This window comes from Herbaspirillum lusitanum P6-12 (assembly GCF_000256565.1).
Classification (GTDB): domain Bacteria; phylum Pseudomonadota; class Gammaproteobacteria; order Burkholderiales; family Burkholderiaceae_D; genus Herbaspirillum; species Herbaspirillum lusitanum.
Genome location: NZ_AJHH01000168.1, coordinates 1 through 13,182 on the forward strand (window position 1 = coordinate 1; position 13,182 = coordinate 13,182).

Here is a 13,182-nt window from a genome sequence, read left to right on the forward strand (position 1 = left end):
GCTGCACCGGCTACATTTTTTCGGTCTCACCCGATTTCGGCTGCCACTTCATCAGGCGCTTCTCGATCACGCCCACGGCAACGTCGAGCACCAGCGCAAACGCCGTCAACACGACAATGCCGGCAAACACGGTGTTGATGTCGAAGCTGCCTTCCGCCTGCAAAATCAGATAGCCGACACCGCGCGCCGAACCCAGGTATTCACCCACCACGGCGCCGACGAAAGCCAGGCCAATGGACGTGTGCAGGCTGGAAAACACCCACGAGGTCGCCGACGGCAGGTACACCGTGCGCAGCAACTGACGCGCGTTGGCGCCGAGCATGCGGGCGTTGGCCAGCACCACCGGGCTGACTTCCTTCACGCCCTGGTAGACGTTGAAGAAGACGATGAAGAACACCAGCGTCACCGCCAGCGCCACCTTGGACCAGATGCCGAGGCCGAACCACATCGCGAAAATCGGCGCGAGGATGACGCGCGGCATCGAGTTGGCGGCCTTGACATAAGGATCAAGGATCGCCGACGCCAGCGGCGACAGCGCCAGCCACAGGCCGATGCCCAGGCCCAGTACGGTGCCGATGCCGAAGGCCAGCACGGTTTCGGTCAGCGTGACCAGCAGGTGCGAATAGATTTCCGCCGGGAAGTTCAGCGTGAAGAAAGTGGTGTCGCCGAAACCGACTTCGAGCGAACCGCTGCCGACGGTGAACCACTGCCAGATGCGCACGGCGACCTTGAGCGGCTCGCCGAAGAAGAACGCGGTCTGTTCATTGCGCGTGGCGATATGCCACACCGCCAGTACCACGACCAGCACCAGCAATTGCCAGAAGAGCAGGTTTTTATGACTAGGTTTGAGGAGTTTCCACATGATGTTTCTTTGCCCGAATTTTTATAGGTGCCGGCCGCCGTTGGCTTAAGCCTAAGCCGCGGTCTTCTGTTGTTGATATCCCTTGAGCACTTCATCGCGCAGGACCGACCAGATCTGCTGGTGCAGTTCGACGAAGCGCGGATGCGTGCGAATCTCGGCGACGTCGCGCGGACGCGGCAGGTCGATCGTGAATTCGCCGATGGGATGCGTGGCCGGACCGGCCGACAGCACGACCACGCGATCCGACATGGCGATCGCTTCGTCGAGGTCGTGGGTGATGAACAGCACGGCTTTCTTCTTGGCGTTCCACAGGTCGAGCACTTCGTTTTCCATGAGCTGGCGGGTCTGGATGTCGAGCGCCGAGAACGGTTCATCCATGAGGATGATGTCCGGATCCATGATCAGCGTCTGCGCCAGCGCCACGCGCTTGCGCATGCCGCCGGACAGTTGATGCGGATAGCGGTCGCCGAAGCCCTTGAGGCCGACGCGCGCCAGCCATTGTTCACCGAGCGCCTTCGCTTCACCGTCTTCGAGGCCGCGGTATTGCAGGCCGGCGATGACGTTTTGCAACGCGCTGCGCCACGGCATCAGCGCTTCGGCCTGGAACATGTAGCCGGCGCGCTGGTTGATGCCGACCAGTTCTTCGCCGAACACCTTGATGCTGCCCGAAGAAGGTTGCAGCAGGCCGGCGCCGACATTGAGCAGGGTCGACTTGCCGCAGCCGGTCGGACCGACCACCGAGACGAACTCGCCCGGTGCGATCGCCAGCGTGGTGTTGGCGACGGCGGTATAGCGCTGGTTGCGATCGTCTTTGGAAACGAAGGTGCAGGTAATGTCGTCGAGGAAAAGTGCTGGCGTCATAGCGAGGAGTCTCCGGCCAGGCCGAATTCTTGTATGTTGAAAAAAGACATCGAGAGGGACATCGGATGGTGCATCGGTTGGTACATCGGCTATTACATCGTCACGGCAAAAATACGGCACTGAAAATTGCAGACGGGCACCCGAAGGCGCCCGTGTGTTTTGTATTACTCAACGCTTACTTGTGCTTGGCGTTGGCCTTCCTGGCGAACTCGTTGGTGTAAGTCCTGGACAGGTCGATCTTCTTGCTGGCCAGGTCAGGCTCGAACGCTTGCAGCGTGCGCAGCGCGGTGGCGGGACCGGCGTCCGGGAAGATGCCGTCCGGCGACATCGCTTCACGCACTTTCAGGAAGGCCGAGATGTACAACGCGCGGTCGCCCAGCAGATAGCTTTCCGGCACCGCCTTGATGATGTCGGAAGGACCAGCTTGCTGGATCCACTTGAGCGCGCGCACCATGGCGTTGGTCAGGGCCTGGGTGGTGTTCGGATATTTCTTGATGAAAGCTTCCGGCGCATACAGCGTGGCAGCCGGCATCGGGCCGCCGAACACATCGTTGGTGTCCTTCAGCGTACGGGTGTCGGCGATGATCTTGATCTCGTTTTTTTGCTCCAGCATGGAGATGACCGGATCCAGGTTGGCGATCGCATCAATCTGGCCGGAACGCAGCGCCGACAACGCGCCTGCTGCCGCGCCAACGCCGATGAAAGACACGTCGGTCGGCTTCAGGCCGGCCTTGGCCAGCACGAAGCTGGCCATGATGCTGGTCGAGGAGCCGGGTGCGGTGACGCCGATCTTCTTGCCCTTCAGGTCGGCCACGCTCTTGTAGTTCGGCATGGTCTTGTTGCTGGCGGCCAGCACGATCTGCGGCGCGCGGCCTTGCAGCACGAAAGCGACGATGGGCTGGTTCTTGGCCTGCATGTTGATGGTGTGCTCGTAAGCGCCGGACACCACGTCTGCGCTGCCGCCGACCATGGCCTGCAGGGCCTTGGCGCCGCCGGCGAAATCGGAGATCTCGACTTGCAGGCCTTCATCCTTGAAGTAGCCGAGTTGCTCGGCCACCGTCAAAGGCAGGTAGTAGAACAGGTTCTTGCCGCCGACGGCGATGGAAACCTTCGGTTTTTCCAGCGCCTGGGCGAACAGGTTGGTGTTGAATGTCAGGTAGCCGGCGAGGAACAGCGCCAGCGCAATGGCGAATTGCTTCAGGTTGAATTTCATGTGGTCTCCTCCTATGAACTTTGCAATATCTGCTTATGTTTTGCCGTGTCATTCGGCAGTTTTCACTGCCTTCAAATGACCTTGTCTTGGCGCAACTGCGCAATTTGTGCGTCATCATACCCCAGCGAACGCAAGATTTCAGCGTTATGCTGCCCGAGCTCCGGACCGATCCATTTGGTGCCGCCCGGCGTCTCCGACAATTTAGGCGTCACCGCAGGCAATTTGATCGGCGTACCGTCGGCAAATGCATGCTGTTCGAACATGTTGCGCGCCAGGAATTGCGGATCGCTCATCATGTCGCGCACCGAATAGATCTTGCCCACCGGCACGTCGGCGGCCTGCAGGATCGCCAGCGCCTCGTCGATGGTCTTGCCGCTGCACCAGGCCTGGATGGCGCGGTCGATTTCTTCGGTACGCGGCACACGGCCGTCGTTGCGCTCCAATTGCGGGTCGTTGGCCATGTCCGCGCGGTCGATGGCCAGCATCAGGCGCTTGAAGATGGCGTCGCCGTTGCCGGCGATCACGACGTTCTTGCCGTCGGCGGTGGTGTAGGTATTGGACGGCACGATGCCGGGCAAGGCGCCGCCGGTACGTTCGCGCACCACGCCGGCCTGGTCGAATTCGGGCACCAGCGATTCCATCAGGTTGAAGACCGATTCGTACAGCGCGACGTCGACCATCTGGCCCTGCCCTGCCACTCGCAGTTCTCCGTCCTTGCCGTTCCAGCGACCGCCGGTGACGTCGCGGTGGCGCAGCGCCATCATCGCGCCGATGACGCCATGCAAGGCGGCGACCGAGTCGCCGATGGAAATGCCGATGCGCACCGGCGGGCGATCCTGATGGCCGGATACGTAGCGGATGCCGCCCATCGATTCGCCGATCGCGCCGAAGCCCGGCAAGTCCTTCAGCGGCCCGGTCTGGCCGTAGCCGGACAGGCGCACCATGATGATGGCGGGATTGAGTTTCTTCAGGTCTTCATAGCCGAGGTTCCATTTCTCCAGCACGCCGGGACGATAGTTCTCGATGATGATGTCGGCTTCCAGCGCCAGCTTGCGCGCGATGTCCTGGGCCTGCGGATCCTTCATGTTGAGGGTCAGGCTTTTTTTGTTGCGCGCCTGCACCGACCACCACAGCGAGGTGCCGTCCTTGAGCACGCGCCACTGGCGCAAGGGATCGCCGACGCCCGGCGCTTCGACCTTGATCACGTCGGCGCCGAATTCGGCCAGCATGCGCGAGCAGAACGGGCCGGCGATCAGCGTGCCGAGTTCAAGTACTTTGATGCCGGCCAACGGACCGGGAGATGGTGTAGTGGTTGTCATGAATGAGGAGTGGCAGGTTATTTCATCAATCCGTTCTTGTCCATCCAGGCCTGCACCAATGCAGCGACCTGATCGGAGTTGCGGTCCATCATCAGCATGTGGGAGTTGCCCTTGATGCCGTGTTGCGGCAGGTCGAGCCGGTCGGCCACACCGCCTTGCGCGCGCAACGCCCGCCGGAATTTGTCGGGCGCCACGATGTATTGCTTCCAGGACGTATTCTGATCGATGAAATCGCCCCACACAAACAGGAAGGGAATATTTTTCAGCGCAGAGATATCGACCTTGTCGGGATCGGGCGCACCGGATCCTTCGACGGCCACGATGGCCTTGATCTTGTCCGGCGCACGCAGCGCGGCGTTGATGGCGAAGTTGCCGCCCTGGCTGTGCACCACGATCACGCAGGGGCAGACCTTTTGCACCAGCGCATCGTAAGCGGCCTGCGTGGCGGCGTCATTGCTGGCCCAGCGCGGGATGCCCTGCTTGGAAAACTGGTCGTAGGCGGCGACCGGAAACTGCGTGCCGGCATAGGCCACGCGTTTGGCCGGATCGCTGTCGTAGGATCCGGCCGCGCCGATGCGGAACAGCTCCCAGCCTTCCTGCTTGGTGCGGAAGAACGGCTCGGTTTTATAGACTTCGGGATAGCGCGACCAGGATGCGCGTCCTCGCTCCACCGCATCGGTCACGTAGACGGAGTGTCCCTGCGTCAGGAAGAATTGCTGCCAGCCGGGAGCGCCGTCAGGTTTGGTTTCCCACGTCGTGCCGGCGAGGCCGCCGCCGTGCCACATGAGCAGCGGATAGCGGGCCCGCGGATTTTTCAGCTTGATGTATTGGGCGTACATCTGGCCGGTTTCAAAGTCGCCGTTGGGATCGACCTTGCGCGATGCGGCGCCTTCGGTAAACACGATTTCGCGCGACGGCAATCCCGCCAGCGTCACCTGCTTGCCGCCGACGTGGAAACTGCCGACTTCCGCGACCTCGTAGCTGCGCTCCGTCGGCGAGGCGGCGCAACCGGCCAATGCCAGCATTACCGAAAGCATCGATGCCGGCAAGCGAAAACGAACGGAACAACGGGAAAGAAATTGCATGTTTGTCTCCTGGATGGATTGGATCATCCCTGGCGTCTGCTCTGCGGCAGATCGTCCGTCATGATGCGCTGGTCACCGCGGCGTCAGGTGATCAGGTGGTGCGCCGGTCCAGCATGGCGCGCGCGATGGTGCCGGCGTCCACGTATTCCAGCTCGCCGCCGACCGGTACGCCGCGCGCCAGGCGGCTGACCTTGAGGCCGCGCGCCTTGAGCGTCTCGCTGATGTAATGTGCGGTCGCTTCGCCTTCGTTGGTGAAATTGGTGGCCAGTACGACTTCGGCGACCACGCCGTCGGTCGCGCGCGTGATCAGTTTTTCAATGTGGATGTCCTTGGGACCGACGCCGTCCAGCGGCGACAGGCGCCCCATCAGCACGAAGTACAGGCCCTTGAAGGTCAGCGTCTGCTCGATCATCAACTGGTCGCTCGGCGTCTCGACCACGCACAAGGTCGTGGTGTCGCGGCCGCCGTCCTGGCAGGTATCGCAGATGACTTGCTCGGTGAAGGTATTGCACAGCGCGCAGTGACGGATCGTCTCGGCCGCCTGGGCCAGCGCGCGGCTCAGTTGCAGGGCGCCGTCGCGGTCGTGCTGCAGCAGGTGATAGGCCATGCGCTGCGCCGATTTGGGACCGATGCCGGGAAGGGTGCGCAGGGATTCCGTGAGCTGGGTAAGACTGGACGGGGTTTTCAATTTCGGTCTGAGGTATGCCGGAAGACGGATAGTGCTTCGGCCGTCATGGATGGAACAAATTCGGTGATTTCATATTCGGCGACGCCGCCGATGTAGAACGGATCGGTTTCGATGATCGCTTCGACTTCGGCGCGGTCAGTCGCATCGGCGATGATGATGCCGCCGCTGCGCGGGACCTTGCGGCCGGACATGAGGAACACGCCGTCGGAATACTGCTCGTTCAGGAATTGCTTATGCGCGGTCAGCAGCGAATCGATTTCGCTTGCTGGCTTGGTATAGGTAATCGAGATCACGAACATGATGCCTCCTCATGAAAGCAGCCTGCAAAATCGTCGCGACTTCGCTGTCGCGTCAGAACGGCATCTTGAAGCCCGGCGGCAAAGGCATGCCGGAGGTCATGCCAGCCATCTTTTCCTGCGAGGTTGCTTCAGCCTTGCGTACGGCGTCATTGAAGGCGGCGGCGACCAGGTCTTCCAGCATGTCCTTGTCGTCGGCCAGCAGCGACGGGTCGATGGTGACGCGCTTGACGTCATTCTTACAGGTCATCACGACTTTGACCAGCCCTGCGCCGGACTGTCCTTCGACTTCGATCAATGCAAGCTGGTCCTGCATCTTCTTCATGTTGTCCTGCATCGCTTGAGCCTGCTTCATCAAGCCTGCCAGTTGGCCTTTCATCATGGTCATACTCCTTGTTAACTAAATTGATTCATCTTGTTTCGGCCGTGGCGGAAATGGAACATTCGGCATATTCCACGCTTCCTCCCCGGCAATCTGCTTCTTACAACGGCCGGATCGATCCCGGCACGATGGAGGCATCGAATTCGCGCATCATGACCTGGACGAACGGATCGTTTTGCATGGTCTGCTCGGCTTCACGTTGTCGTTCGGCGCGATCGGCTTGCGCCCTGGCGTTGGCCGTCAGGGCCACGGCGCCGATCTCGGTTTCGACGCGTACGTTCTTGTTGAAACGCTCGCCCAGCACGGCAGTCAGTTTTTCGATGTTGCCCGAGGCGCGCAGGGTTTCCACCGGAATGCGCAAATGGAAAACCACGCTGTTGCCGCTCTGCTCGCAGCGCACCAGTTCGCTCTGCTGCGCCATCTGCGCCACCATGCCGCGCAACGACAGATCGGCGGCCAGTTGCGGCCAGTTGCCGTCCCAGCCGAGTTCGGCGGCGATGCGGGCGGTTTCCTGCTGCTGCGCGGGGTGTGGCGGCCGGGCGCTGCGTGCGCGGGTGCGGTGGGTGTGCGCTACGTGCGTGCGTGGCTCAGTTTTTTTTTTCAGCGACCTCGGCCATCGGGATGGGCGGTGGCATGGATGAGGCTGGCACCTGTCTCTTCTTCCCATGGCGGCAATCGCATCGAAAGGCGGCGGCTCGGGCATGTCCGGCGGCATCGACGCAGCGGCGCGTTCGGCCCTGGCGGCGGGTGCAGGCGGTGCGGACGGGGCCGGGGCTGCAGCCGGTGCAGGCGCGGGCGTGGCGGCTGCGGGAGCCGCTGGCCGCGCGGGGGCCTTGCCCCCCTTGCCGCCACGCAAGGCCATCAGGGCGGCTTCACGGGCAGAAGTGGGTGCGGCCGGCGCGGCTGCCTGGACGGGCGCCGACGGGGCGGCAGCGGGAGCGGATGCGGCAGGGACCGCAGCCGCAGGAGCGGCCGGCGCTGGCGCGGTGGCGGCTTGGGTACGGCTGACCGGGGCGCTGGTCACGGCCACTTGCGGGGCCATCAGCGGCGCGGCCTGACGCGGTGCGGTCGGTCGGCCACCTGCGGCAGCCGGTGCAGACGAGGCGGCCGGTATGGGCGCAGTGGCGCTGGCGCTGACCGGACGGAAGGCCAGCATGCGCAACAAGGTCATGCTGAAGCCGGCATATTCGTCCGGCGCCAAGCCGAGTTCGTTGCGGCCGTGCACGACAATCTGATAGAACAACTGCGCTTCTTCAGCGCTGAATTGCGAGGCCAGACGCACGATGTCTTCGCGCTGCGGCAAGTCTTCGGCCAGTGCCGCCGGAACGGTCTGCGCCAGTGCGATCTGGTGCAACAAGGTTGCCAGGTCTTGCAGCGCGGCGTTGTAAGACAGGCTGCGCGTGGCCATCTCATCGGCCACGGCGAGCAAGCCGCTGCCGTCTTGTGCGGCCAGCGCATCGAGCACACGGATCAGGTAGGACTGGTCGAGGGCGCCGAGCATGCCCTGCACTGCTTCCAGCGTGACCTTGCCGGCGGCGTAGGCGATCGCCTGGTCGGTCAGCGACAGCGCGTCGCGCATCGAGCCGTGCGCACCTTGCGCCAGCAGGCGCAGCGCGGGTGCTTCGAATTCAATGTTTTCCTGCCCGAGGATGTTGTCCAGATGGCTGATGATGTGGCCCGGCGGCATCTGCTTCAGATTGAACTGCAGGCAGCGCGACAGCACGGTCACGGGAATTTTTTGCGGATCGGTCGTCGCCAGGATGAACTTGACGTGTTCCGGCGGCTCCTCCAGCGTCTTCAGCATGGAGTTGAAGGCATGATTGGTGAGCATGTGCACTTCGTCGATCATGTAGACCTTGAAGCGCGCATTGGACGGCGCGTAGACCGCCTGCTCCAGCAATTGCGCCATTTCGTCGACGCCGCGGTTGGAGGCCGCATCCATTTCGATGTAATCGACAAAGCGGCCGGCGTCAATGGCGACGCAGGCATCGCAGACGCCGCACGGCTGGGCGGTGATGCCGCCATTGCCGTCAGGGCCCTGGCAGTTCAGCGATTTGGCCAGGATGCGCGACAAGGTCGTCTTGCCGACGCCGCGGGTGCCGGTAAACAGGTAGGCGTGATGCAACCGTTGCTGTTCCAGCGCATGCGTCAGCGCCCGCACGACGTGCTCCTGCCCGACCAGCGTGTCGAAGCTGCGGGGGCGGTATTTACGGGCGAGGACTTGGTAGGACATAAACGTGAGGTTACCTGCGTGGGTTCAGACGGGCATTTTATTCTATTTCGCGCCCGTCTTTGCCGACTATCGCCGAATTGCCCGGATTCGCCCCGCGCCTGCAGGACGAGGCCGGCTCACTTGCGCCCATAGGTATCGTCGAAGCGCACGATATCGTCTTCGCCAAGATAGCTGCCGGATTGCACTTCTATCATTTCCAGCGGGAATTTTCCGGGATTTTCCAGCCGGTGCGTGACGCCCAGCGGGATGTAGGTGGACTGGTTCTCGGACAGCAGGAATACTTCCTCGCCGCGCGTGATGCGCGCCGTGCCCTTGACGATGATCCAATGCTCGGCGCGATGGTGATGCATCTGCAGGCTCAGCGAGCAACCGGGATTGACAACGATGCGCTTGACCTGAAAACGCTCGCCGCTGTCGATGGAGTCGTACCAGCCCCAGGGGCGATGGATCTTGCGATGCGTGAGCGCTTCGCCGCGCTGCTGTCCCTTGAGACGGGAGACGATGCTCTTGATGTCCTGCATCTTGTTTTTGTCGGCCACCAGCACCGCATCCGGTGTTTCGACGATGACCATGTTGTCGATACCGACACAGGCGACCAGCCGTCCTTGCGCGAACACCAGGTTATCCGATGCCTGTTCCAGCATGACGTCGCCACGGATGACGTTGCCGGCGCCGTCCTTTTCAGCCACTTGCCACAAGGCGTCCCACGCGCCGACGTCGGACCAGCCTGCCGACAACGGAATGATGCGGCCTTCAATACCCAGATCGGGCGTATCGGCCAATTTTTCCATCACGGCATAGTCGATGGAATCGGCAGGACATGCCTCGAATGCGGCCTTGTCGATGCGATAGAAATCGTTGTCCTGCTTGCCGCCGTCGAAAGCCGCCCGGCAGGCCTTGCTCATCGCCGGCTGGAAACGCTCGATGGCGCGCAGCCAGACGCTGGCGCGCATCACGAACAAACCGCTATTCCAGAGGTAGTCGCCGGAATCAACATAGCCTTGCGCGATTGCGGCATCCGGCTTCTCGACGAAACGGGCAATTGCGTACGCATCGTCAATCTGCGCACCGCGCTGGATGTAACCGTAACCGGTCTCGGGACGATCGGCGACGATGCCGAAGGTCACCATGGCGCCGGCAGCCGCGTGCGGCACTGCTTGCCGGATTGCCGACTGGAAGGCGTCAACGTCGCGGATGACATGATCGGCCGGCATGATCAGCAGCACCGGATCATCACCGTTCTGCGCCGCCAGCAACGCGGCGAGAGTCAACGCCGGAGCCGTATTGCGCCCGACCGGCTCAAGCACGATGTGCTTGCTTTCTTTGCCCACCGCCCGCAATTGTTCGGCTGTGATGAACCGGTATTCTTCGTTGCATACGACGACAGGCGCATTGACCAGGCTATATGTGGCGTCAGCGGCCTGCACTCGCAGCGCCGTGGCCTGCAACATGGTTTCAGCACCTACCAGGGATAGCAATTGCTTGGGATACTGTTCTCGGGAAAATGGCCACAACCGTGTGCCTGAGCCGCCCGAAAGAATTACTGGCTGCAAATGGATCATCAAATCTGTCTTTGAGTAGTTAAATACAAGCGCGCCACGACGGGGACGTCTGTCCTCGCAAGCCACGAGCTACGACGCTTCGCGGCGCCGCTTCTTCTGCTGATACATCAAGGCGTCGGCGCTGCTCATCAGGTCGCCAATCGTATCATGCCCGGTCGCATCATATTCAATTGCGCCGACGCTGTACAGCAAGTCGTAGCCGCGCTTGCTGATCTGATTGTGCAGATCGATCGCCTGTTCGAAATGCCCCAGCACGGTGGCGGTTTCCTGCGCGCCGGTGTTGGTGAGGAACACGGCAAATTCATCCCCGCCCAGCCGTCCGATCACGTCCGATTCGCGGAAATTGGCCGCCAGAATATTACTGAACGCCACCAGCGCACGATCGCCTTCGGCATGTCCGAAGCGATCGTTGATCTGCTTGAACAAGTCGAGGTCGAAGTACAGCAGCGAGGCCGGTTTGCCGAGTCGTTTGCACATGCTCAGCGCATGCTGGGACAGCGATTCGAAACCGCGCCGGTTGGACAGTTTGGTCAGCTCATCCATCGTGGCCAGATGCACCGCGACCATCTCCTGTTCGACCATGCGCGCCAGATCGCTCAGCAAGGCCTGGTCGTCGGCGTCGAAACGGCGTGGAATGGTATCAAGCAGGCACAATGTACCGAGCTTGTGGCCATGCGGACTGCGAATCGGGCAACCCGCATAGAAACGGATGAGCGGATCGCCTGTCACCAGTGGATTGTCCCTGAAGCGCTCGTCTTCCAGAGCATCCGGCACGACCATCACGTCGTCGCGCAGAATGGCGTGCGCGCAGAAGGAGACATCGCGTCCGGTTTCGCAGGCATCAACCCCGACACGCGCCTTGAACCACTGGCGTTTGGTGTCAACCAGGCTGACCACCGCCATGGGCACTGAAAAAAGCCGGCGCGCCAGCCTGGTCAGACGGTCAAAGCGTTCTTCCGGCGGTGTATCGAGGATCTGCAACCCATGCAGGTCGGCGACGCGCGCCTGGTCGTCGACGGGAATATCAGCGATTTTCATCGGTCTCTGTGCCCAGTTGTTGGTTGAGATCCTGCCCGCGAACGCGTGCGATGCAAGCTGAGTCCTTGCCTGCCGGAAAACCGTGCTCGTACAAGCGCCCCGGCCCCTCTGTTGGACTTATCTTGTTCGCAAATCCACCATTACCGACCAAACTATTTATCGATGCTTTATTGGCTATTTTTCTACCTGTGACTGTAATGCCGATCAAGCATCTCCGCAAGCATCCTTCTCCGTAGGTAGGAGCAAACAAAAAACCCCGCAAAAGCGGGGTTTTTCGGCAGGACCAGAATACGTTGCGATATCAGCCTTTGGTCGCCCCCGGTTTGTCCATTGCAGCCTCTTCCTTGCCGTCCTTCTTCTTGCCGAACGGTTTACCCGCCGACTTGGCGGGTGCTACCGCCGATTTGCCACGTGCCTGGCCGTTGACGGTCAGGCCTGCGTCCGACAGCTTGACTGCGCTCTTCTCGCCTACGCCTTTGACGCGGGTTTCAAAGTCGGACCAATCCTTGAATTCGCCCTTCTTGCGCTCGTCGAGGATACGCTTGGACATGGCCGGGCCGATGCCCTTGATGCCGTCCAGCGCAGCCTGATCGGCCTTGTTGACGTCAGCCTGGGCGAACGCCAGGCCAGTGCTGAGGAGGAAAGCGAAAAGAGCAGCGGTGAGTTTTTTCAACATGGGTATTGTTCCTTTGAAAGGTCATCGTTAAATCATGGAAGGGACGATCTCAGCTGGCGAATTGCGGCGGGCTGAGAAGTTTAACGATTCCCGGGAACAATAGTTGACAAAATGAAAACGAAATTGCAGCAGTATTAATTCTCCCTGCATGCGCCCAATGTTCGGAATTCCTGGGGCGATGCAGGGAAAACCGGCTCAGAGCGCCAGTTCTTCGCGCGTGACGGTGGCGGTGCCGAGCTTGCCGACCACGATGCCGCCTGCCAGGTTGGCGACGCGGACCGCTTCCGTCAGCGCCACGCCGTTGCCGAGCATGACCGCCAGCGTGGCAATCACCGTGTCGCCGGCGCCGGAGACATCGAATACTTCGCGCGCCACCGCCGGGAAATTGACGACCTCGTTGTCCTGATACAAGGTCATGCCCTCTTCCGAACGGGTCAACAGCAGCGCTTCCAGATCCAGCGAGCGGCGCAGGTTTTGCGCCTTGGTGGTGAGTTCTTCTTCAGACTTCCAGTTGCCGATAATCCGGATCAGCTCGGAACGGTTCGGGGTCAGAATGGAGGCGCCCTTGTAACGTGAAAAATCATCGCCCTTGGGATCCACCAAGAGACGTTTGCCGAGCTTCTTGCCGACGCCAATCATATCGGCGACGTTCACCAGGCTGCCCTTGGCGTAGTCGGACAAGATGATGACGTCGTAATTGCCGATCAGCGCGTTGAATTGCGTGAGTTTGTCGCGCAGCACGGTGTCGGTCGGTGCATCTTCAAAATCCACGCGCACCAGTTGCTGCTGACGGCCGATGACGCGCAGCTTGATGATGGTCGAGATGGCGGGGTCGCGATTGAGATAGCTGCTGATGCCAAGGTCGGTCAACAGACCTTCGACCACGGCGCCGGCCTCATCTTGTCCGATCACGCCCAGCAAGCCGGTTTGCGCGCCCAGCGTGGCGGCATTGCGCGCGACATTGGCG

The 13,182-nt window shown here is 61.5% G+C and carries 14 protein-coding genes; all 14 read right to left on the reverse strand.

The genetic code is table 11. The annotated features are described in order from the left end of the window. Nucleotides 1-10 precede the first annotated feature (10 nt). Nucleotides 11-862, reverse strand: coding sequence for an ABC transporter permease (locus HLUSI_RS0105725; RefSeq protein WP_029363174.1), 852 nt, complete (start codon nucleotides 860-862; stop codon nucleotides 11-13). A gap of 51 nt (nucleotides 863-913) precedes the next feature. Next, nucleotides 914-1,723 (reverse strand): ABC transporter ATP-binding protein, encoded by an 810-nt coding sequence (locus tag HLUSI_RS0105730; protein WP_016833060.1) that lies wholly within the window; start codon nucleotides 1,721-1,723, stop codon nucleotides 914-916. Nucleotides 1,724-1,898: 175 nt separating this feature from the next. Beyond that, nucleotides 1,899-2,936, reverse strand: a complete 1,038-nt coding sequence (locus tag HLUSI_RS0105735; protein WP_016833061.1) for an ABC transporter substrate-binding protein — start codon at nucleotides 2,934-2,936, stop codon at nucleotides 1,899-1,901. Between the two features lie 71 nt (nucleotides 2,937-3,007). Then, entirely contained in the window at nucleotides 3,008-4,255 is a 1,248-nt protein-coding gene (locus HLUSI_RS0105740) for a CaiB/BaiF CoA transferase family protein (protein WP_029363175.1), read from the reverse strand. A 17-nt stretch (nucleotides 4,256-4,272) separates the two neighbouring features. Further along, the gene (locus HLUSI_RS0105745) at nucleotides 4,273-5,340 is read right to left on the reverse strand and encodes an alpha/beta hydrolase (RefSeq protein ID WP_050977645.1); all 1,068 of its coding nucleotides are present in this window, start codon (nucleotides 5,338-5,340) and stop codon (nucleotides 4,273-4,275) included. 91 nt (nucleotides 5,341-5,431) lie between these two features. Then, the gene (recR, locus tag HLUSI_RS0105750) at nucleotides 5,432-6,028 is read right to left on the reverse strand and encodes a recombination mediator RecR (protein WP_016833064.1); all 597 of its coding nucleotides are present in this window, start codon (nucleotides 6,026-6,028) and stop codon (nucleotides 5,432-5,434) included. After that, nucleotides 6,025-6,327: a YciI family protein gene (locus tag HLUSI_RS0105755; RefSeq protein ID WP_016833065.1), complete on the reverse strand. Its 303-nt coding sequence runs from the start codon at nucleotides 6,325-6,327 to the stop codon at nucleotides 6,025-6,027. The genes recR and HLUSI_RS0105755 overlap by 4 nt, the downstream gene beginning before the upstream one ends. A gap of 52 nt (nucleotides 6,328-6,379) precedes the next feature. After that, nucleotides 6,380-6,706 carry a YbaB/EbfC family nucleoid-associated protein gene (locus HLUSI_RS0105760; RefSeq protein ID WP_029363177.1) on the reverse strand — a complete coding sequence of 109 codons (327 nt, stop codon included), beginning with the start codon at nucleotides 6,704-6,706 and terminating at the stop codon, nucleotides 6,380-6,382. A 100-nt stretch (nucleotides 6,707-6,806) separates the two neighbouring features. Then, complete coding sequence (locus HLUSI_RS0105765; protein ID WP_016833067.1) at nucleotides 6,807-8,939, reverse strand: DNA polymerase III subunit gamma/tau; 2,133 nt, start codon at nucleotides 8,937-8,939, stop codon at nucleotides 6,807-6,809. A gap of 116 nt (nucleotides 8,940-9,055) precedes the next feature. After that, nucleotides 9,056-10,501, reverse strand: coding sequence for a mannose-1-phosphate guanylyltransferase/mannose-6-phosphate isomerase (locus HLUSI_RS0105770; protein ID WP_193365570.1), 1,446 nt, complete (start codon nucleotides 10,499-10,501; stop codon nucleotides 9,056-9,058). A 69-nt stretch (nucleotides 10,502-10,570) separates the two neighbouring features. Further along, nucleotides 10,571-11,539: a GGDEF domain-containing protein gene (locus HLUSI_RS0105775; protein ID WP_016833069.1), complete on the reverse strand. Its 969-nt coding sequence runs from the start codon at nucleotides 11,537-11,539 to the stop codon at nucleotides 10,571-10,573. Beyond that, complete coding sequence (locus HLUSI_RS32390; RefSeq protein ID WP_157137757.1) at nucleotides 11,526-11,747, reverse strand: hypothetical protein; 222 nt, start codon at nucleotides 11,745-11,747, stop codon at nucleotides 11,526-11,528. Before HLUSI_RS32390 ends, HLUSI_RS0105775 begins: the two co-directional genes overlap by 14 nt. Nucleotides 11,748-11,840: 93 nt before the next feature. Further along, nucleotides 11,841-12,215, reverse strand: a complete 375-nt coding sequence (locus tag HLUSI_RS0105780) for a ComEA family DNA-binding protein (protein WP_016833070.1) — start codon at nucleotides 12,213-12,215, stop codon at nucleotides 11,841-11,843. 195 nt (nucleotides 12,216-12,410) lie between these two features. Beyond that, nucleotides 12,411-13,182, reverse strand: a 772-nt coding sequence (locus HLUSI_RS27195; protein WP_016833071.1) for a PfkB family carbohydrate kinase, incomplete at its 5' end; no start/stop codon positions are given.

Excerpts from the sequence above, each read along its gene's own strand:
- HLUSI_RS0105725 (WP_029363174.1), bottom strand. The coding sequence starts at position 862 with ATGTGGAAACTCCTCAAACCTAGTCATAAAAACCTGCTCTTCTGGCAA.
- HLUSI_RS0105730 (WP_016833060.1), bottom strand. The coding sequence starts at position 1,723 with ATGACGCCAGCACTTTTCCTCGACGACATTACCTGCACCTTCGTTTCC.
- HLUSI_RS0105735 (WP_016833061.1), bottom strand. The coding sequence starts at position 2,936 with ATGAAATTCAACCTGAAGCAATTCGCCATTGCGCTGGCGCTGTTCCTC.
- HLUSI_RS0105740 (WP_029363175.1), bottom strand. The coding sequence starts at position 4,255 with ATGACAACCACTACACCATCTCCCGGTCCGTTGGCCGGCATCAAAGTA.
- HLUSI_RS0105745 (WP_050977645.1), bottom strand. The coding sequence starts at position 5,340 with ATGCAATTTCTTTCCCGTTGTTCCGTTCGTTTTCGCTTGCCGGCATCG.
- HLUSI_RS0105755 (WP_016833065.1), bottom strand. The coding sequence starts at position 6,327 with ATGTTCGTGATCTCGATTACCTATACCAAGCCAGCAAGCGAAATCGAT.
- HLUSI_RS0105760 (WP_029363177.1), bottom strand. The coding sequence starts at position 6,706 with ATGATGAAAGGCCAACTGGCAGGCTTGATGAAGCAGGCTCAAGCGATG.
- HLUSI_RS0105765 (WP_016833067.1), bottom strand. The coding sequence starts at position 8,939 with ATGTCCTACCAAGTCCTCGCCCGTAAATACCGCCCCCGCAGCTTCGAC.
- HLUSI_RS0105770 (WP_193365570.1), bottom strand. The coding sequence starts at position 10,501 with ATGATCCATTTGCAGCCAGTAATTCTTTCGGGCGGCTCAGGCACACGG.
- HLUSI_RS0105775 (WP_016833069.1), bottom strand. The coding sequence starts at position 11,539 with ATGAAAATCGCTGATATTCCCGTCGACGACCAGGCGCGCGTCGCCGAC.
- HLUSI_RS0105780 (WP_016833070.1), bottom strand. The coding sequence starts at position 12,215 with ATGTTGAAAAAACTCACCGCTGCTCTTTTCGCTTTCCTCCTCAGCACT.